This is a genomic window from Thalassobacter sp. (assembly GCF_982993085.1).
In genome coordinates this window covers 1-19,745 of record NZ_CEZFMW010000062.1, presented here as the reverse complement: position 1 = coordinate 19,745, position 19,745 = coordinate 1, and the positions used below count along the sequence as shown (strand labels likewise).

Below are 19,745 nucleotides of genomic sequence, written 5' to 3'. Positions count from 1 at the left end.
TCAAACAGCGGCGCGCCTTTGTCATGCAGCAACTCGACGCCGGTGACGACGAACCTGCGCAAGCCTCATAGGGCGCACAACGGCACCTAGTCCTTCACAAGGGTATAGGTCCCCTCGCCTGCAAGAATACCTTGAAACCCGCCCGGCTCATCCAGTGAAAACACAATGATCGGCAGGTGGTTATCTCGTGCTAGCGCAATAGCCGATGCGTCCATCACGTTGAGATGTTTGGCCAACACTTCATCATAAGACACATAGTCATAACGCACCGCATCATCGTGTTTGACCGGATCTTTGTCGTACACGCCGTCCACTTTGGTGCCCTTGAAGATCGCTTGGCAGGCCATCTCGTTAGCGCGCAAGGTCGCAGCCGTGTCGGTGGTGAAATAGGGGTTGCCGGTGCCCGCCGCAAAAATGCAAACGCGCTTTTTCTCTAGGTGGCGGACGGCCCGGCGGCGAATGTAGGGTTCTGCCACTTCGTTCATCGTAATAGCAGAGATCACGCGCGTGTGGATGTCCAGTTCCTCGAGCGCCGATTGCATTGCAAGCGCGTTCATCACCGTGGCCAGCATACCCATGTAGTCCGCGGTCGTCCGCTCCATGCCTTGGGCACTGCCCGACAGCCCACGAAAGATATTGCCGCCGCCGATAACCATGCAAATCTCAACACCGAGGTCATGCACGCGCTTTACCTCTGCGGCGACGCGTTGCACGGTGGGCGGATGCAGACCAAACCCTTGGTCTCCCATCAACGCCTCCCCGGAAATCTTGAGCATGACGCGTGTGTACGCCGGAGGGACGGTGGAAGAGGTCGTCATAGGGGCCGCCTTTGGGATATTTGCAAACAGCGGCAAAATGATGCAAATACCCGCGGCGTGCAACGGGCAATTGGGCCCCTCAAGCCACCTAGGCGCAGAGCTTTGAAATTCATCGACAAAATTCTGCCGGATCAACCGGTATTGATCGCGGGTCCCACCGCCAGCGGAAAATCTGCGTTGGCTTTGGAAATAGCGGAGCGTCAGGGCGGCACGGTCATTAATGCCGACGCGTTGCAGGTATACCGCGATTGGCGCGTTTTGACTGCACGCCCCAGTGCGCAGGAATGTGCCCGCGCGCCCCATGCATTGTACGGCCACATCAGTTTTGCGGATGCCTTTTCTGTGGGCGATTGGCTGCGCGCGCTTGCGCCCCTTTTGGCGAACACACGCCCCATTATCGTTGGCGGCACCGGGCTTTATTTCCGGGCGCTGCTGGAGGGGTTAGCAGACATTCCACTGACGCCACCTGAGGTTCGTGCGCGCGTGACGGAGCGCCTGACTGATGGCGGGATCAGCGCGCTACTACCCGACATCCATCCCGACACCCTTGCGCGGATCGACCAAAACAATCCAATGCGCGTCAGCCGCGCGTGGGAGGTTGAGATGACCACAGGCCGACCCCTGCACCAGTGGCAGGACGAAACCCCACCCCCGCTGCTGAACCGCGCAGAATGTGCGGCGTTTGTTTTGGATGCGCCCAAAGATTGGCTTTCGCCTCGGATCACGCAGCGGTTTGACCTGATGCTGGAAGGCGGCGCGTTGGACGAAGCACGCGCCGTGTTGCCCAAATGGGACCCAAAACTCGGGGCGGCCAAGGCCATTGGCGCGCCAGAATTGATTGCCCATCTACAAGGGACAATGACGATGGATGAGGCCCGCACCGCCGCGTGCCTATCCACGGTCCAATACGCAAAACGACAACGCACATGGTTTCGCGCACGCATGGGCGATTGGACGCCAGTTGTTGCGGCTGATTTACGCTAAGCGTTGTCGGTTTTGACTTTGCCGGACCGTCGTGAAAGGCTTCCCGCTCGTAGGGGGCATAATCATGGATATCGAACATCTTAAAACCCAGATACCGGCGATGGACGCGCTTTCGTTGACCCCAATCTCGGGGCTCACGCGGCTGCAAATCTGGCGGCACACCCTGCCCCATTCCGTTCCGCGCCCAAGTCTGTTGTGGTTTGTGCGCGGCAATGCCCGGTTAATCCTAGAGGGACGCGCCATCGGGATCGGCCCCAATGTGTGTGTCACCCTGCCCGCCCAAACCGCCTTTGCGATTGAACCGGGCGCACAAACCCAAGCTACATTTGTGCAACTCCCGTCTTCGCCTCTTTTGCCGATGCCGGAGGGTATCCATTTGATCCGCGTCCATGACCTTAGCACGCAAGGTGAGATGTCCGGCCTTTTGGATCGCATCGCAACGGGACAAGCGAGCGGCGAACCGGGTTCGGAGCGTGCCGCGCTGGCCAGGTTAATGTTGGTGTCCTCTATGTTAGAGCGGCTATCGGGACCTGACACTATACAGTCGCCCCAGTCGGCGTCGCAAAAACTATCATCGCGCTTCACCCAAGAGGTTGAGCAGTGCTACGCCACTGGCGCCACACTCAATGACATCGGCGATATGCTCGCTGTGACGCCCACACATTTGACCCGAACCGTCAAATCAACCTGCGGAATAACGGCTGCACGATATCTTGGGGACCGCTTGATGCATGCGGCCCGCTGCGAGCTGATCGACACGCCTAATTCTGCGGCTGAGATTGCGCGAGATTTAGGGTTTTCTAGCCCTGCGTATTTCTCTCGCGCATTTTTGCATCACGCAGGGGAAACCCCGGGAAAGTTCCGAAATCGCAATCGTCCCGCGGCGCATCAATCTGACGTTGCGTCACTCAAAATGCACGTGGCTCAAAACGACCGCCGCATGTCGTCAATGACCTAAATGTCGTTTTTTTGATAGTCGAAAGTCGTTTTTTGACCTATCTTTTTGGCACAGGCCGTTGACCTTTGGGTTGTTTTAGGGCGCAATGCCCGGGATCGATGAGGACGGTCTGCGGCGAGGGTTCCGGTCACACGGAAACAGACTATCAATGCCGCGAAAAAGAAAGTCGTCCGCTTCGTGAATAAAAATAATGTGTCACAGGGAGACTATAATGACGCAACCCACAACACAGCTGCACCCCGCAGCGGAAATGTATGCGCGTGAGTTCAAGCAAGGCTTGCTCGATCGCCGTGAATTTCTGGTCCGGACCACCGCCCTTGGTGTGAGCGCAGCCGCTGCCTACTCTTTGATCGGTGCGACACCTGCGGCAGCCGCAGGCCACGCCCAACAGGGCGGCAAAATCCGGATGCAGATGGAAGTCCGCGCCCTGAAGGACCCGCGCACGTTTGACTGGACCCAAATGGCCCACGTCACAGCAGGCTGGCTTGAGTACCTCGTGGAGTATAACTCCGACGGTACCTTCGAAGGCATGCTGCTCGAAAGCTGGGAGGTGAACGACGACGCCACAGTTTACACGCTTAACGTGCGTAAGGGCGTCAAGTGGAACAATGGTGACGACTTCACCGCTGAGCACGTCGCGCACAACTTCCGCCGCTGGGCCGAGGCTGACGCCGAAGGCAACTCCATGGCTGCACGTGTGACATCCATCGTTGACCCAGAAACCAACTTGGCCGCTGAAGGCGCCATCGAAGTTGTCGACACACACACTCTGCGCCTGAACTTGATCCAGCCCGACATCACTGTGATCCCCGGCATCGCGGACTACCCCGCCGCCGTGATCCACCCCGATCAGGACCCAGACAACATTCTGGGCCAGCAAATCGGTACCGGCCCATACCTCAACACCGAGCATTCGGTTGGTGTTAAATCGGTTCTCGTGCGCAACGAAGATCACGACTGGTGGGGCTACGCTGCCGGCAAAGGCGCATATCTCGACACCATCGAGTACATCGACTACGGCACAGACCCCGCTGCTTGGGTGGCTGCTGCTGAAGCCGAAGAAGTCGACACGCTGTACGAAAACATCGGCGACTTCGTCGATATCTTCGACGCACTCGGCTGGGAAAAGTCCGAAGTAGCTACGGGTTCCACAATTGTTGTGCGTCCTAACCAGCTGGCAGAAGACGAAAACGGTGCGAAAATCTACGCCGACAAAGGTCTGCGTCAGGCAATCGCCATGGCTGTCGACAATGCCGTATGTAACGAGCTTGGCAATGCCGGGCGCGGTGTTCCGGCCGACAACTGCCACGTTGGCCCAGTGCACCCCGAGCATGATGCGTCCGTAGGCCGTATCCCGTTCGATCCCGCCAAAGCCAATGAGCTGCTGAAAGCTTCGGGTCGTGAGGACTATGAGTTTGAGATCCACTCGATCGATGATGACTGGCGCCGGAACACAACCGATGCTGTAGCCGCTCAGCTGCGCGACGCGGGCTTCAAGGTCAAGCGGACCATTCTGCCCGGTTCCACATTCTGGAACGACTGGACCAAATACGCGTTCTCGTCGACCAACTGGAACCACCGCCCTCTGGGCACACAGGTTCTGGGTCTGGCCTACCGGTCCGGCGTTGCATGGAACGAATTCGCTTGGTCCAACCCTGAGTTCGACGCGCTTCTGTCCGAAGCCAACTCGATCGCAGATGCTGGCAAGCGTCGTGAAGTGATGTCAAAGATCCAGGCCATCGTGATCGACGAAGGCGTGACGATCCAGCCTTACTGGCGCGCTTTGTATCGCCACACGGTACCCGGTTTTGTGGGCACAGATATGCACATCGCGTACCTGCCACAGATCTACAAATGGGGTGTTGCGGCCTAATAGCCCTTCAGCCAAAGCAAACCGCGCCCTTAATCCGGGCGCGGTTTCACCATTCAGGCCAATGAGATGCCGGTCACGGCACATGGTCCAGACAGAAATAGGGAACCTATATGGGACTGTTCATCCTCAGACGTTTGGGGGTGATGATACTGACGGCGCTTTGCCTTACGTTCATCGTCTTCACACTGACCAACCTTTATCCCAACCTTGAGAAGCTCGCCAAAACCGAGGGCAACTTCCGGATGTCAGACGAGCAAGTCGACAGTTGGTTGGGCAGCAACGGACACCTTGATCCGATGTTGGTCAAATACGGTCGCTGGCTGGGCGTCGCCCCAGGATGGACCCATCAAGATTCTGACGGCAACTTGCGCGGGCGTTGCATTACCCCCGGAATGGAAAACCCCGAGGATGCTGCCACCTATTGCGGCGTGTTTCAGGGGCATTGGGGCTTTTCATCGGTGTTCAAGGAAAACGTGGGCCAAATCGTGGGCCAAAACCTTGGGCTAACGGGCAAACTGATGTTCTGGGTCATGATCGTCATGGTTCCCGGCGCGCTGATCGTGGGCGTGCTTGCGGGCATGAACGAAGGCTCCCGCACCGACCGGACGCTGTCGACATTTTCGATCACGACAACCGCGACCCCTGAATATGTGTCCGGCGTGATCTTTATTGCGGTGCTGGCAGCCTCGGCCTCTCCGCTGAACGAATTCTTGCGGGATGCCGGTTGGATCGAGGGTCGGACCCTGTTCAAAGGCACCGCGACCAGCGCGATGGAAGACGCCAACTTCTGGAACTTCTTCCTGCCTGTGATCACAATCGCGCTTTACGGGATGGGCTACATCGCCCGGATGACACGTGCCTCGATGACAGAGGTCATGACCGCGCAATACGTGCGGACCGCGCGGCTCAAAGGCGTGGCATTCAAAACCATCGTCCTTAAACACGCCCTGCGCAACGCGCTCATCGCCCCCTTCACCGTCATTATGCTGCAGTTCCCGTGGCTCTTGAACGGTGTGGTGATCGTTGAGACCCTGTTTAACTATAAAGGCTTCGGTTGGACGCTGGTCCAAGCCGCAGGCAACAACGACATTGAGCTGCTGCTCGGTGTTTCGGTTGTTTCGGTCTTTGTGGTGCTGTTCACCCAGCTGATTTCTGACATCGGCTACGTTTTCCTCAACCCGCGCATTCGCATTTCTTAAGGAGGCCTGAGACATGGAACAATTAACCTGGACAGGCAGCCTTGGCACGGTCCTGAACCCCGCACTGGGCGTGAGCCTAGCGGTGCTCGTAGCGGGCGTTTTGCTGCAATCGCTGCTGGCGTTTTTCCAACCAGAGGAACGCATCAGTTTTAACGCCGATGGCACCGCAGTGGCCACAGGCGGCTTCAACGGTCTATTGAAAGCGATCATCAAATGGTCCTTCGCGGCACTGGTGCTGACGCTGGTCGGCTACATCGCTGGCGGCATCATCACGGGCCATACAAACGGCGGCATATTTGGCGGCATCATCCGGCAGTTTGTGCCTGTATGGGGCGCGCTGGTTGCCACGTTCGTTCTGTCGTTGGTCTACAAACGCCGCCTTGGTCTTTATGGCAAACTGTTCGACAGCACGGTCGGCATGATCGGGTTTGGCCTTGTGATGTTCTGGGCCTATACGGCGCTGTTTTACGGGCTGTTCGGTTGGATCATCACGCATGAGCCGCTCGAAGTTGCCTCGGGCATGAAGAACAAAGTCCCCGGAACGCCCTTCCGCGGCGCCGAAGACGGTGACTTCCCGTTCTACCTTTTGGGTGGTGATAACCTATCGCGCGACGTGTTTTCGCGGATGATCGCAGGATCAACCGTGGTGATGCAGATCGCTCCGCTGGCCACGTTGTTTGCGTTTATGGTAGGCATCACACTTGGTCTGCCCGCCGGCTACCGCGGTGGCCTGCTGGATACGGTTTTGTCGTTCCTCGCCAACCTTATCCTCGCGTTTCCAGTGATTTTGCTCTTCTACCTTTTGGTCACACCAGAGATCGTAGAAACCGGCCTGCCGTCGTTCATGGCGATGTTCCTGTTCCTCGCGCCGATCATCTTTACCGGCGTGTTGATCAACTCACGCTTTTATACGCAGCCGCCCAAGCGCAACCTTTACATGGCCGTGGCTCTCACACCGATGGTCCTGTTGTACGTGTGGCTCGTCTCTGACAGCTCGACGCCTGTGTCGTTTATTCCCGCCAGCTTGGACGCATTCAACGTGCCCGGCGGTATCCTCGTGGTGTTCGTCTCGGTGGTGTTTGTGAACTCACCCACCGTGTTCCGGATCGTTCGGGGCCTGACGCTTGATATCAAAACTCGTGACTATGTCGCCGCCGCACAAACCCGTGGCGAAGGGTCTTGGTATATCATGCTTTGGGAAATCCTGCCCAATGCACGCGGTCCGCTGATCGTAGATTTCTGTCTGCGTATTGGCTACACCACCATCCTTCTCGGGACCTTGGGCTTCTTTGGCCTTGGTCTGCCACCGGAAAGCCCAGACTGGGGATCCACGATTAACGAAGGCCGCAAGCTTTTGTCGATCTACCCCCACCCTGCGCTTCCGCCCTCCTTCGCTTTGTTAAGCCTTGTTCTAGGGCTGAACTTGTTGGCTGACGGCCTGCGCGAAGAGAGCCTGAAAGACTGATCCGGAGAACAATGACATGAGTAAGACACCCGATTACGACGGTCCCATCCTCGAAATTGATCGCCTGTCGATTTCGTTCTTCACACGGCTGCGGGAAATTCCTGCGGTGATGGATTTCTCTGTGACAGTGCAACCCGGTGAGGCCGTGGGCCTCGTGGGCGAATCCGGTTGCGGTAAATCCACAGTGGCCCTGGGCGTCATGCAGGACCTCGGCAAGAACGGCCGCATTGTTGGCGGTTCGATCAAGTTCAAGGGGCAAGACCTTGGCGAGATGTCGATGGAAGAGCTGCGCGATATTCGCGGCAACGAAATCGCCATGATCTACCAAGAGCCCATGGCGTCGTTGAACCCCGCGATGCGGATCGGCAAGCAGCTCATGGAGGTGCCGATGATCCACGAGGGCGTGTCGGAGGCCGAGGCCTACAAACGCGCCCTAGAGGTGGTGACAGACGTCAAGTTGCCGGATCCGGAACGGATGCTGAAATCCTTTCCGCACCAATTGTCCGGCGGCCAGCAACAGCGGATCGTGATTGCGATGGCGCTGATGTCCAAACCATCACTTCTGATCCTTGATGAACCGACGACTGCGCTTGACGTGACCGTTGAGGCCGCAATCGTAGAACTGGTTCGGGACCTTGGGCGTAAGTACGGCACATCCATGCTGTTCATCTCGCACAACCTTGGGCTGGTCCTCGAAACCTGTGACCGACTATGTGTGATGTATTCGGGCGAAGCGGTAGAGCGTGGCTCGATCGCGGATGTGTTCGATGACATGAAGCACCCCTACACGCAGGCGCTGTTCCGTTCGATCCCACTGCCGGGTGCGGACAAAAACGCGCGGCCTTTGGTGGCTATTCCGGGCAACTTCCCCCTGCCCCATGAACGTCCACCGGGCTGTAACTTTGGCCCGCGCTGCGATTATTTTGAGGCCGGGCGTTGCGACGCCACAGACATCAAGATGGCTCCGGTTGATGGCAATGACCGTCATGAGTCCCGGTGCCTCAAGTTTGAGGAGATCGACTGGAACGCGCCGATCACCGTGGCAGAGGCTAAGGAAAAGGCCCCGGTCGGTGATGTCGTGCTCAAGATGGAAGACCTCAAGAAATACTATGAGGTCGCAGCAAACGCGCTGTTTGGTGGCGGCGAAAAGAAAGTGGTCAAGGCAAACGAGACGCTCAGCTTTGAGGCGCGCGAATCCGAGACACTGGCCATTGTGGGTGAATCTGGCTGCGGTAAATCCACCTTTGCTAAGGTTCTGATGGGCCTTGAGACGGCGACAGAGGGCAAGATCACCCTCGGTAACCTGCCTATCCAAGACACGCCCATCGACAAGCGGGACACCAAGACGATTGCCGATGTACAGATGGTCTTTCAGAATCCGTTTGATACGTTGAACCCGTCAATGACAGTGGGTCGGCAGATTATTCGGGCGCTTGAGATTTTCGACATCGGTGACAACGACGAAGAGCGGCATGACCGGATGCTCAAGTTGCTGGATTTGGTCAAACTGCCCCGTGCCTTTGCCGACCGGATGCCGCGCCAATTGTCTGGTGGCCAAAAACAGCGTGTCGGTATTGCCCGGGCCTTTGCGGGCGATGCACGTATCGTTGTGGCGGATGAACCTGTCTCGGCGCTTGATGTGTCCGTGCAGGCTGCTGTCACTGATCTGCTGATGGAAATCCAGCGCGAGAACAAGACGACGCTCCTGTTTATCTCCCACGATCTGTCAATCGTGCGGTATCTGAGCGATCGGGTAATGGTGATGTATCTCGGCCACGTGGTTGAGTTGGGCACTACCGATCAGGTCTTTAGTCCACCCTATCACCCTTACACCGAGGCGCTTTTGTCAGCGGTTCCGATTGCCGACACCTCGGTTGAGAAAAAGCACATCGTGCTTGAGGGCGATATCCCATCGGCAATGAACCCACCCAGTGGGTGCCCGTTCCAAACCCGCTGTCGGTGGAAGGATCAGGTACCAAACGGTCTGTGCGACAAAGAGGTGCCGCCGGTACGCCAGTTGGGCGATGGGCATCAGGTCAAATGCCACTTGGCCGATGACATCCTTGCGCGGATGGAGCCGGTCATTAAGATCGCTGCAGAATAAGCTAATTTCAAAGGGGCCAAGCAAAAAATTGGCCCCTTTTCAGTTAATTATCGGATGGCGTTAAACCTCATCCATACTGGCCAAGAGCGAGGCATTCCCGCCCGAAGCCGTCGTATCTACACTGATCACTTGCTCCAGCCAAAGCCAGTTTTGGAAGGTCTTATCCGTCCATAAGGGGGTAATTGGCCCCTCCAGCTTGGCCAGAGCGACTGCGATGCCTCGCCCATCTTCACCCCAATAAACCGCGCCTTCTAGATTGAGCATAGCCAATGATGTCAAATCAGCGGTGCTGCAATCCACCGCTATAGCGCCGGTGGCACGCACCTGTTTCATCTGAGCCACCAAGTCCTCAGGCGTCGGGCCAAAGCATCCAATTCGACCCCGCGGTATCAAGTGGTAACGGTTCGATTCACCAGTTGGCCCCGGCAAGCTAATTTTTCCCTTCGGGACCGACAGAACCGGGCCGCGATGAAAGCGGGCGACATAGCGCGGTCCCCCGGCCTTTGGTCCCGTCCCACTTAGCCCATGTCCACCGAAGGGCTGACTGCCGACAACAGCACCAATTTGGTTTCGGTTGACGTAAATATTGCCGGCGTGCACCTGCTGGCTGACCTCCTCTACGCGGCTATCGATACGACTATGCAGACCAAACGTCAGCCCGTAACCAGATGCGTTGATATCCGCGATCACCTGAGGCAACTGACCTGCCGCGAACGTCGCAATATGACAGACTGGCCCAAACACTTCATCCGCTAAGTCATTGATACCATTTACCCGCAAAAGCGTTGGGGCCACATGCTGCGATCCACCTTTTGGCCCCTGATGCATGATGGTGCTGTTGGCGATGTGCGCATCGATCCGGGCTTTGGCTGTTGCGTCGATGATTGGGCCAACGTCTGTCGCAAAGTCTGTCGCGTCCCCCACGATTAATGCATCCATCGCCCCGGTAAGCATTTCGATCAAAGCGGGTGCGATGTCTTCTTGGACGTAGAGCATCCGCAGCGCGGAGCATCGTTGCCCCGCTGATTGGAACGCGCTTGCCACGATATCGCGCACGGCCTGTTCCAACAGCGCGGTACTGTCCACGATCATGGCGTTCTGGCCCCCGGTTTCCGCGATTAACGGTGTACCGTGGCTAAGTGCTGCGGCCATGGTCCGGTTAATCCGTTGGGCCGTGGCAGTTGAGCCGGTGAAAGCGACAGCATTGATGCTGGCAGTGCCGGTCAAAATGGGCCCAACAATTGTGCCTTCGCCCGCAACCAATCGCAAGCATTCCGGTGGCACACCTGCGTCAATCAATAGCGATACAGCGTAGTCCGCGATCAAAGAAGTCTGTTCCGCCGGTTTGGCGAGGACCCCATTGCCTGCGGCCAAAGCGGCTGCGATCTGACCTGTAAAAATCGCCAGGGGAAAATTCCAAGGTGAGATACATGTTACAATTCCCACACTGGGCGTTTGATCTGCAAAATCAGCATAGTATCTCAGAAAATCAACGGCTTCTCGAATTTCGTTAATGCAATCGATGAGCGTCTTTCCTGCCTCGCGCATAAGCAAAGAGATCAGGTTCACCCGCTCTGCCTCATACAAATCTGCAGCCCGCAGCAACACTGCCCGCCGGTTGTCAGGGGTTACCGTCCAAGCCCTAGCCTCTGTGATCGCTTGTGCAGCCTCTTCCGATGTGGCCCATCGTGCAGTTCCCACTATGTCGTCACGCCCTGGGCTCACCACCGTTTTTGGTATACTTCCAACGGCTTGAGTAGACTGCCAAGACTTGCCCGCAATGTCCGCGAGTGCGGTTTTAAGGTCCAAGCGGATATCAGGATCGGCCCAATCAAACCCATCAGAGTTCACACGCGGCGCGAAAATTTCCCGTGGCTCAACAAGCTTACTTTGCTGTGTATCGAGAACCGCAATCGGATCGGAGACCACATCAGAAACTGGGCGGGATTCATCAACGATCTGGTTCACAAATGAAGAATTCGCGCCATTTTCCAACAGCCGCCTCACAAGATAGGCAAGCAAATCACGATGCGCACCGACGGGTGCATAGATGCGGGTTTTCGTGCCATAGGACGCGCGAAGATGATCGTGAAGCGCCTCTCCCATCCCGTGAAGTCGCTGAAACTCATAGGCTTGCGGGTCGATACTCATGTTAATGATAGCCGCTACCGTATGGGCATTATGGGTCGCAAACTGCGGGTATATGTGATCAACCATCCCCGCCAATTGATGGGCGCAGGCGATATAACTGGCATCCGTCGCGGCTTTGCGTGTGAAAACGGGGTACGAAGCTAGGCCTAGGGTCTGCGCCTGTTTGATCTCTGTATCCCAATAGGCGCCCTTGACCAAACGAACCATGATCCGCCGATCGTGTGTTTGCGCAAGCTTTGACAACCAGTCAATCACAGCCGAGGCGCGCTTGCCGTAGGCCTGAACAACGACGCCAAATCCGTCCCATCCAGCCGACTCGGGCGCGGCCAAGACAGCCTCAATCACATCTAACGACAGATCCAGACGATCTGCCTCTTCGGCATCGATATTGAGGCCGATGTTGGCGCTTGCAGCCTGTTGTGCAAGCGCTTTCACGCGGGGGACCAAGACCTCCATCACACGGTCACGGTGCAACGGCTCGTATCGCTCAAACAGCGCAGATAGTTTGATCGAGATACCGGGCCGTGTGCGGATATCGCCGCCTTTGATGGCTGCCATTGCATCAATAGCGCTAGCGTAGGCTGCCATATAGCGACGGGCATCGGCATCTGTGCGCGCCGCTTCACCCAGCATGTCATAGCTGTAGCTATCGCCGCGGTCTTCGCGGGCCTTGGCGCGCGCCATGGCTGATTGAATCGTCTCGCCCAATACAAACTGGCGACCCATCTCTTTCATCGCGCTGCGCACAGCTTTGCGAATAACCGGCTCTCCCATCCGCTTGATTGCATTACGTAACACATGCGCAACAGACCGGTCGGTATCCAACACCTTGCCTGTCAAGAACAGCGCCCAAGTCGAGGCGTTCACCAAGGGAGAATGCGCAGCACCTAAGTGTTTTCCCCAATCGGAGGGGGCGATTTTGTCCTCAATAAGCGTGTCCATGGTGTCGGCGTCAGGTACGCGCAACAGGGCCTCCGCGAGGCACATCAACGCAACACCTTCCTCCGTATTAAGGCTGTATTCAGCCAGAAACACTTCCATCAGTGCGGGGCGAGCATCCTTGCGAAGGTGGTCAACAAATGAGGTGGCAACCTCCTCAATTTGGGCACGTGCAGTAGCATCAGGGAGGAAAACAGCAAGGTGATCAAGTACCTCTGCCTCAGACGCATATGTCTTTGCACGGATTATTTGGCGGATTGTGTTTGTGTCGCTCATAATGGAGGCCTCCCAGTTTCATGGCCAGAATAGAACTCTTCACAAAGCGACTTTTCCCTAATATCCACACGTTAACCATCATACTTCCTGAATTTATGTGAAGATTTGGTATATTTGCGAATGAAAGCGACGTCATGAACCTCTTATCGTCTTTGGACACCTTCGATCATGCCATTCTTAGAGCAGTCACTGAGGACGGGCGCATCACGCTTAAGGATTTATCAGAGAGGATCGGGCTATCAAAAACGCCCTGTCAGGCAAGGTTAAAACGGCTCGAAAAATTGGGTGTGATCCGCGGCTACCGTGCAATCCTTGACCCTATCAAGCTTGGACAGGCGCATGTGGCCTTCGTTGAAATCCAACTAAAGGATACGCGCGCGCGTGCCCTTGATGAATTCAATCGAGCGGTACAAAAGCACCCTGAGATTGAGCAGTGTCACATGATCGCTGGCAACTTTGACTACATGCTAAAAGTCAGGACGACCGATATTGTAGCCTACCGGACGTTTCTTGGAGAAACGCTAAGCACTTTGCCACATGTGGCGCATTCATCCACACATGTGAGCATGGAGAGTGTTAAGGAAGATAGATTTTACGATTAAAACCAACCAGATACAGGTCGAAATTTATTCCGCAGCGTTTGCTGTAGCATCAATTTCCGCGGCCTTTTTCTCGACCTGTTCAACGATGTGATCCACCATTTGTGCGTTGTCGAGCTTGTGACTTTGGGCGCCAGCCAGATACACCATGCCGGACCCGTTGCCCCCACCGGTAAACCCAACGTCAGTCATCAGGGCCTCGCCTGGGCCATTCACCACGCAGCCGATAATCGAAAGTGACATTGGCGTTTTGATATGGGCCAGCCGATCTTCGAGCGTCTCAACGGTTTTGATCACGTCAAACCCCTGCCGAGCGCAGGATGGGCAGGAAATGATGTTAACGCCACGGTGGCGCAGCCCGAGAGACTTTAGGATTTCGTAACCAACCTTAACCTCTTCGACTGGATCAGCGGACAGAGAGACACGGATCGTGTCGCCAATGCCCATCCAGAGCAAATTGCCGAGGCCAATGGCCGATTTGATTGTCCCGGACGTCAGGCCACCAGCCTCAGTGATGCCGAGGTGAATCGGTGCGTCAGTCGCTTCCGCAAGGCCCTGATAGGCCGCGGCGGCCATAAACACATCCGAAGCTTTGCAGCTGATCTTGAACTCATGAAAGTCGTTGTCTTGCAGGATACGGATGTGATCCAACCCGCTTTCAATCATAGCATCCGGGCAAGGTTCACCATATTTTTCAAGTAGATGCTTCTCAAGCGAACCTGCGTTAACCCCAATCCGTATAGAGCAATTGTGGTCGCGCGCAGCCTTGATGACTTCTTTTACGCGTGTAGAGTCGCCGATATTCCCGGGGTTAATCCGCAAACACGCAGCCCCGGCTTCGGCAGCCTCAATCCCACGTTTGTAGTGAAAGTGAATGTCCGCCACGATTGGCACCGGACTTTCCGCGACGATTTCCTTCAGCGCCTTAGAGCTGGCCTGATCAGGAACCGACACCCGCACAATGTCTGCGCCAGCGTCCGCACAGGCCAAGACTTGCTTGATCGTCGCTGAGGCATCGGTCGTTAACGTATTAGTCATGGTTTGTACGGTAATCGGGGCATCACCCCCTACCGGTACGGATCCAACCATGATCTGCCGGCTTTTGCGCCGGTCAATCTGACGCCAAGGGCGAATGGAATGAAGTGACATGGCGCGGAACCTTCTTGGCATTCTGAATTGTTGGGAATGTAAACCTGTCAACTTCGCCTGACAATGCGCCCTAACGATTTATTCAGGGCAAGTCGCGATAAAGGTGCATTATTCAGTCGGCACAATATCCGCAGTCGGCACGATCAATGCAGCCACAACCGTAGCCAAATCGCGATCCGCCTCAGGATCGGCGACCGAGTAACTCGCAACGACACTAGTCGGCGCAAGCTCTATGCCGCGCGACACAGAGGTCCCCTGCCCGACGGGGCCGTAAGTCTCGCCGTTGAGGCGAAAATACACCGAGCCACTGTTGCCCGCATGAAGTGACGAAGTCAGTTCATCGCGCGGGATCGTATAGCTATCTCCGGCGTTGAGAATTTGCTCAAAAAGAACAGAGCCATCACCAGCCGACACACGAACCCAAGCCGGGCGCACCGCAAAAAGAACCACTTCATCTTGTGGCTTTTCAGTAACTTGGGGCATCTGAGGTTCCGGCTCTTCGACGAACATCGGCACAGATACAGAAGCGATTTGAGCACCGAGCGTTGGTGTTGCCGAGCGCGTAATAAGATCTGGCGCATCGGGCCCCGCTAATGCCCCAATCGCACCGGGTCGAATAGTTGAAATCGGCGCGTCACGGGCAACCAAAACAGGCACATCCAATGGGTCGGGCCGGTAAAGACGATCAAGCGCCTCAACCGATGGCGCTTGGCGCCCCACAGCCGCAATGGGGGCAACCGTCGCAATCGCACCGGCCAATGGGTCAACCAGTTGTGCAATAACATCAGGGGCTTGCTCAACCGGTGCGACTTGAACACGCTGAATTTCCTGAAACACGGACCAGCCGCCAAAGCCAATGCCCGCCATCAAAAGCGTCAATACCGCGACCGATCCCAAGGCACCGGGATCAACGCTGCCAAATGCGGGGCCAGAGTGTTGCACAAACGGACGATTGGCACGCGCCATGACGTCGGCCGAATTGCCAGTGACCGGTGCATTCACTGCCGGCTTTGCCCGTTTTTCACCGTTCAGCTGGGATGCGGCACCGTGTATGCCCTCAAATCCGCTCTCAACGCAGAAACGCGCGAAGGTTTCTTCGGGCTCCATGCCGAGATAACGTGCATAGGACCGGACGTAGCCCGCAATAAAGCCGGGAGTCTCGAATGCAGATGTATCGCAGTCTTCAATCGCCGCAATGTAGGTGGCTTTGATCCGCAGATCACGCTGCACTTCGAGCAAGGATTTACCGAGCGTGGCGCGTTCCCCGCGCATGACATCCCCAAGACGCAGCTCAAAGCTGTCAAAGCCGCGTTGCGGCACCGTCTCTTCGGTCGTGCTAGAGTCGAAATATCGGCCGAACACCGCGACGCCTCACCGTTTTTGCCTACTCGATACGCGCCGTGGGAATGAATCATTCCCCTGACGTCTTCCAATCATCGTAGCAGGTTAATGGGCGCAATGCACCTATTCTGATTTAGCCGGTCATCTCGGCACGATTCAGCGCACAATGAGACCAAAGGCTATCCATCGCATGTACCAAATCGTCGATCATATCGGGCGTGTGCACGGGCGATGGGGTGAACCGAAGCCTCTCGGTGCCGCGTGGCACCGTGGGGAAATTGATCGGCTGCACATAGACACCGTGATCAGACAAAAGCCTGTCGGAAATCATTTTGCATTTCACCGGATCGCCCACATGAACAGGCACAATGTGACTGCCATGATCGATGATCGGCAGACCCAATCCGCGCAAGCGCATTTTCAAGATGCGCGCATGATCTTGCTGCATGTCGCGCAGCTTTTGCTCTGTCTTCAGCACCTTAACGGATGCCGCTGCACCTGCGGCCACCGCGGGTGGCAGCGATGTGGTAAAGATAAACCCGGGCGCATAGGACCGCACTGCATCGGCCATCCGCGCGCTTGTGGCGATATACCCCCCCATGACGCCATAGGCCTTGGCTAGTGTCCCGTTGATGATATCAATCCGGTCCATCAAGCCATCACGTTCGGCGACACCCGCGCCGCGTGGACCGTACATTCCAACGGCATGGACCTCATCAATATAGGTCAGCGCGTTGAATTCATCTGCAATGTCGCAAATTTCTTTTATGAGACCAAAGTCACCATCCATGGAGTAGATTGACTCGAATGCGATCAACTTTGGTAAAGCCGGGTCATCGGCGGCCAACAATTCGCGCAAGTGTACCAAATCGTTATGCCTAAAGATCCGTTTGGCCCCACCATTACGGCGGACGCCCTCAATCATCGACGCGTGGTTCAATGCGTCGGAATAAATGATCAAACCGGGCAGTAATTTCGGCAAAGTGCTCAACGTGGCATCGTTCGCAATATAGGCAGAGGTAAACAACAGAGCAGCTTCCTTGCCGTGCAGATCGGCGACCTCGGCCTCTAGTGCGTTGTGATAAACGGTCGTGCCAGAAATGTTCCGCGTGCCACCCGAGCCCGCTCCGGTCGCGTCCAACGCTTCTTTCATCGCCTCTAGAACAGCGGGATGTTGGCCCATGCCAAGATAGTCATTGCCACACCAGACGGTGATGTCCTGCTCAGACCCGTCGGGGCGCGTCCAGACCGCGTGAGGAAACTGCCCACGACGCCGTTCAATATCGATGAACGTGCGGTAGCGCCCTTCGGCGTGCAGGGTCTCGATCGCTTGGTCGACTGCTTTGTCGTAGTTCATCCTGCTCTCCGTGTGTCTTAGCCGCCTGCCCTAGGCACCATAACTTTCGTGCATAAGTAGAGTTATGCCCGACCTCCAACGAGGTTACAAAAGGTCGCGCATCGTGTTCTTTGCGGCGACTTAGTCCCGCACCACTACTTTGCAATCCTCGGCGTCACACGCCTGCAAAGCTGACGCATCGTCCGGTCCCCACCCCCAAAGGCCGCTTTGGGCTGAAATGGCGAAGGATCGTGCCCCTTTTGCCTTGCGGTAATTGGCATCAAATTCAGCCGTAGCGCCCATGCTCAACTGCAACGTGCGTCCTGCCCGGTACCGTTTTGGCAAGATATCCGCCGCAATTACACAGGCCGCTGCGCCCTCGCGACGTTTGCTATTACAATCCGCCAAGGCCAATCCGCGCGCGACCTCAACACTGTGATGGTTGGCAGCTGCAACTGTGGCCTCTGACAGCAATCCTTCGTCGGGCGAATATGCGATGGCACCATAGTATTGTTGCGTTGGCCCAATGCTTTGCACGATATCCCGGTCGCTTTGCGATAACTGGATTGTTGTTGACACCTCAGCCACAGCCCCACGTGTGCCAAACAACATGCGCCACGCGTCTTTGGCACCGGGCAGTTCGTTTGCGGCGATGGCGGGCATCGCCCCGCCCCACGTCAAAGCCCCCACCAAGCCCAATGCAATCATGTTGTGCATCTCGCACTCTCCCATCGATTTAAAGCGCTTCTAACCTGCCAACTCCAAACGTTCCAGTCTGGACACCCTTATCCGCACTTGGCACTGTGCAAAAAAATCCCGGAGCCTGATTATGACCCTTGATGCCACGCTTGCCCGCGTTGATGCCGACCTTGAGCCGGCTCTGGAGCGGCTGATGACGCTGCTGCGCATTCCCTCGATCTCAACCGATCCCGCCTTTGCCCAGGATTGTCAGGCGGCGGCGGATCATCTTGTTGGTGTGCTAGAGGATTTGGGCATCACGGCAAAAGCGCACACCACGCCGGGGCATCCGATGGTCGTTGGCCACAGTGATGGGCCCGGCCCGCACCTGCTGTTTTATGGCCACTACGACGTGCAACCTGTTGATCCGGTTAACCTATGGCACCGGGACCCCTTCGACCCCGCAATTGAAGACACCGCAAAGGGCCAAGTTATTCGCGGCCGCGGAGCGGCGGACGACAAGGGGCAGTTGATGACCTTTCTGGAGGCGTTGCGCGCCATAAAGGCCGAAACCGGTGCGCTGCCGTGCAAGTTGACCGTGCTGTTCGAGGGGGAGGAAGAGTCCGGCTCACCCTCACTTGTGCCGTTCATGAAGGAACACGCAGACGCACTACAGGCCGACATCGCCGTGATTTGCGACACCGGGCTTTATGGCCACGACACGCCCGCGATTATTACGATGCTACGTGGTTTGTTGGGCGAAGAGCTAACGATCACCGGGCCGAAACTTGACCTGCATTCTGGCATGTACGGTGGCATCGCCATGAACCCAGCTCGTGTTTTGGTCGATATTTTGTCAAACCTGCATGATGATAACGGCACCGTGCAAGTCCCCGGTTTTTATGACAACATCCCGGAGGTTCCCGAGGATGTGCAAGCGCAGTGGGACGCTCTTGGCTTTGATCCTACGGCGTTCTTGGGGGATGTGGGCCTGTCGGTTCCAGCTGGTGAACAGGATCGTAAGCCACTGCAAATGATCTGGTCCCGCCCTACCGCCGAGATTAACGGCATGACATCCGGCTACACTGGCGATGGCTTCAAAACAGTGCTGCCCTCAATCGCATCGGCAAAGGTCTCATTTCGCATGGTTGCGGGCCAAGACCCTGATGCCATTCGGATCGCATTCCGTGATTGGGTCCGGGCGCAACTACCAAAGGATTGTTCGGTCGAATTCAAATCGCACGGTGCGTCTCCTGCCTCGAGCATGGACCTCAATCACCCCGTGTTTGACGCAGCCCGCCGTGGACTGAGCAAAGAGTGGCCCAATCCGGCGGCTTTTGTTGGTGCGGGCGGATCGATCCCAATTGCAGGCTACTTCCAAGATATCCCCGACCTGCAAAGCTTGCTTGTTGGCTTTTCGCGTGCTGATGACGGGCTGCATTCTCCGAATGAGAAATACGACGTAGAAAGCTTTTACAAGGGCACGCGCAGCTGGGTCAGAATTCTTCATGAAATCACCGAAATGTAAGCGCTTGCATAAGCATGAAAGCGCACATCATTGAGTCGTCATCATTTCCGTTTTGATTGATTTTTGAGACCAAGAGTCTCAGAAAAATTTCACTACGGGGTTGGCGGCTATCACCAATAAATAACGTTCCGCCCATATAAACATCAATAAAACAACGAATTGAGGGCGGATCGTCCGTTGAACGATATTTCAAACTTTCTTTCTGGCCTTATCCGCTTATTGAATTTGGCCCTAACGCCGCGACAAAACCACGTCTAATCACAGACCATAACGGGATTTATGGGGGGCAAGTGCCGGTGTGCTGGCCTCCTCAGTTCATGGAGAGCCCTCATCATGCAGATGACCAC

The 19,745-nt window shown here is 56.3% G+C and carries 14 protein-coding genes; 8 read left to right on the top strand and 6 right to left on the bottom strand.

From position 1 onward, the window contains the following. Window positions 1–86 precede the first annotated feature (86 nt). Window positions 87–818: a UMP kinase gene (gene pyrH, locus AC4GMC_RS10925; RefSeq protein ID WP_038003203.1), complete on the bottom strand. Its 732-nt coding sequence runs from the start codon at window positions 816–818 to the stop codon at window positions 87–89. 102 nt (window positions 819–920) lie between these two features. Here pyrH and miaA point away from each other — a divergent pair, with 102 nt between their 5' ends. The 6 genes from miaA to AC4GMC_RS10895 all read left to right on the top strand — a co-directional run bounded on the left by miaA (window position 921) and on the right by AC4GMC_RS10895 (window position 9,401). After that, the gene (gene miaA / locus AC4GMC_RS10920) at window positions 921–1,802 is read left to right on the top strand and encodes a tRNA (adenosine(37)-N6)-dimethylallyltransferase MiaA (RefSeq protein ID WP_487878572.1); all 882 of its coding nucleotides are present in this window, start codon (window positions 921–923) and stop codon (window positions 1,800–1,802) included. A gap of 64 nt (window positions 1,803–1,866) precedes the next feature. Beyond that, the gene (locus AC4GMC_RS10915) at window positions 1,867–2,760 is read left to right on the top strand and encodes a helix-turn-helix transcriptional regulator (RefSeq protein WP_487878570.1); all 894 of its coding nucleotides are present in this window, start codon (window positions 1,867–1,869) and stop codon (window positions 2,758–2,760) included. A gap of 211 nt (window positions 2,761–2,971) precedes the next feature. Next, entirely contained in the window at window positions 2,972–4,633 is a 1,662-nt protein-coding gene (locus tag AC4GMC_RS10910) for an ABC transporter substrate-binding protein (RefSeq protein WP_487880305.1), read from the top strand. A 110-nt stretch (window positions 4,634–4,743) separates the two neighbouring features. Continuing rightward, the gene (locus AC4GMC_RS10905) at window positions 4,744–5,832 is read left to right on the top strand and encodes an ABC transporter permease (RefSeq protein WP_487879010.1); all 1,089 of its coding nucleotides are present in this window, start codon (window positions 4,744–4,746) and stop codon (window positions 5,830–5,832) included. Window positions 5,833–5,845: 13 nt separating this feature from the next. Next, window positions 5,846–7,297 carry an ABC transporter permease gene (locus AC4GMC_RS10900; RefSeq protein ID WP_487878735.1) on the top strand — a complete coding sequence of 484 codons (1,452 nt, stop codon included), beginning with the start codon at window positions 5,846–5,848 and terminating at the stop codon, window positions 7,295–7,297. A 16-nt stretch (window positions 7,298–7,313) separates the two neighbouring features. After that, window positions 7,314–9,401 (top strand): dipeptide ABC transporter ATP-binding protein, encoded by a 2,088-nt coding sequence (locus AC4GMC_RS10895; RefSeq protein WP_487879009.1) that lies wholly within the window; start codon window positions 7,314–7,316, stop codon window positions 9,399–9,401. A gap of 60 nt (window positions 9,402–9,461) precedes the next feature. On the opposite strand, the gene putA is transcribed toward AC4GMC_RS10895, so the two are convergent. After that, window positions 9,462–12,767: a bifunctional proline dehydrogenase/L-glutamate gamma-semialdehyde dehydrogenase PutA gene (putA, locus tag AC4GMC_RS10890; protein WP_487877172.1), complete on the bottom strand. Its 3,306-nt coding sequence runs from the start codon at window positions 12,765–12,767 to the stop codon at window positions 9,462–9,464. Window positions 12,768–12,901: 134 nt separating this feature from the next. Here putA and AC4GMC_RS10885 point away from each other — a divergent pair, with 134 nt between their 5' ends. Beyond that, the gene (locus tag AC4GMC_RS10885) at window positions 12,902–13,369 is read left to right on the top strand and encodes an Lrp/AsnC ligand binding domain-containing protein (RefSeq protein WP_487877173.1); all 468 of its coding nucleotides are present in this window, start codon (window positions 12,902–12,904) and stop codon (window positions 13,367–13,369) included. 24 nt (window positions 13,370–13,393) lie between these two features. Here AC4GMC_RS10885 and ispG read toward each other — a convergent pair whose 3' ends face one another. The 4 genes from ispG to AC4GMC_RS10865 all read right to left on the bottom strand — a co-directional run bounded on the left by ispG (window position 13,394) and on the right by AC4GMC_RS10865 (window position 17,909). Next, window positions 13,394–14,515: a flavodoxin-dependent (E)-4-hydroxy-3-methylbut-2-enyl-diphosphate synthase gene (ispG, locus tag AC4GMC_RS10880; protein ID WP_487877174.1), complete on the bottom strand. Its 1,122-nt coding sequence runs from the start codon at window positions 14,513–14,515 to the stop codon at window positions 13,394–13,396. Between the two features lie 108 nt (window positions 14,516–14,623). Next, the gene (locus AC4GMC_RS10875) at window positions 14,624–15,877 is read right to left on the bottom strand and encodes a helix-turn-helix domain-containing protein (protein ID WP_487877175.1); all 1,254 of its coding nucleotides are present in this window, start codon (window positions 15,875–15,877) and stop codon (window positions 14,624–14,626) included. A 112-nt stretch (window positions 15,878–15,989) separates the two neighbouring features. After that, on the bottom strand, window positions 15,990–17,213 hold the full coding sequence (hemA, locus tag AC4GMC_RS10870) for a 5-aminolevulinate synthase (protein WP_487877176.1): 1,224 nt from the start codon (window positions 17,211–17,213) through the stop codon (window positions 15,990–15,992). Window positions 17,214–17,333: 120 nt separating this feature from the next. After that, on the bottom strand, window positions 17,334–17,909 hold the full coding sequence (locus AC4GMC_RS10865; protein WP_487877177.1) for a 5-aminolevulic acid synthase: 576 nt from the start codon (window positions 17,907–17,909) through the stop codon (window positions 17,334–17,336). A gap of 112 nt (window positions 17,910–18,021) precedes the next feature. On the opposite strand from AC4GMC_RS10865, the gene AC4GMC_RS10860 reads away from it, so the two are divergent. After that, window positions 18,022–19,398 (top strand): M20/M25/M40 family metallo-hydrolase, encoded by a 1,377-nt coding sequence (locus AC4GMC_RS10860; protein WP_487877178.1) that lies wholly within the window; start codon window positions 18,022–18,024, stop codon window positions 19,396–19,398. Window positions 19,399–19,745 lie beyond the last annotated feature (347 nt).

What these genes read in the sequence shown, in the direction of transcription:
- pyrH (WP_038003203.1), bottom strand. Translation starts at nt 818, where the DNA reads ATGACGACCTCTTCCACCGTCCCTCCGGCGTACACACGCGTCATGCTC.
- AC4GMC_RS10915 (WP_487878570.1), top strand. Translation starts at nt 1,867, where the DNA reads ATGGATATCGAACATCTTAAAACCCAGATACCGGCGATGGACGCGCTT.
- AC4GMC_RS10910 (WP_487880305.1), top strand. Translation starts at nt 2,972, where the DNA reads ATGACGCAACCCACAACACAGCTGCACCCCGCAGCGGAAATGTATGCG.
- AC4GMC_RS10905 (WP_487879010.1), top strand. Translation starts at nt 4,744, where the DNA reads ATGGGACTGTTCATCCTCAGACGTTTGGGGGTGATGATACTGACGGCG.
- AC4GMC_RS10900 (WP_487878735.1), top strand. Translation starts at nt 5,846, where the DNA reads ATGGAACAATTAACCTGGACAGGCAGCCTTGGCACGGTCCTGAACCCC.
- AC4GMC_RS10895 (WP_487879009.1), top strand. Translation starts at nt 7,314, where the DNA reads ATGAGTAAGACACCCGATTACGACGGTCCCATCCTCGAAATTGATCGC.
- putA (WP_487877172.1), bottom strand. Translation starts at nt 12,767, where the DNA reads ATGAGCGACACAAACACAATCCGCCAAATAATCCGTGCAAAGACATAT.
- AC4GMC_RS10885 (WP_487877173.1), top strand. Translation starts at nt 12,902, where the DNA reads ATGAACCTCTTATCGTCTTTGGACACCTTCGATCATGCCATTCTTAGA.
- ispG (WP_487877174.1), bottom strand. Translation starts at nt 14,515, where the DNA reads ATGTCACTTCATTCCATTCGCCCTTGGCGTCAGATTGACCGGCGCAAA.
- hemA (WP_487877176.1), bottom strand. Translation starts at nt 17,213, where the DNA reads ATGAACTACGACAAAGCAGTCGACCAAGCGATCGAGACCCTGCACGCC.
- AC4GMC_RS10865 (WP_487877177.1), bottom strand. Translation starts at nt 17,909, where the DNA reads ATGCACAACATGATTGCATTGGGCTTGGTGGGGGCTTTGACGTGGGGC.
- AC4GMC_RS10860 (WP_487877178.1), top strand. Translation starts at nt 18,022, where the DNA reads ATGACCCTTGATGCCACGCTTGCCCGCGTTGATGCCGACCTTGAGCCG.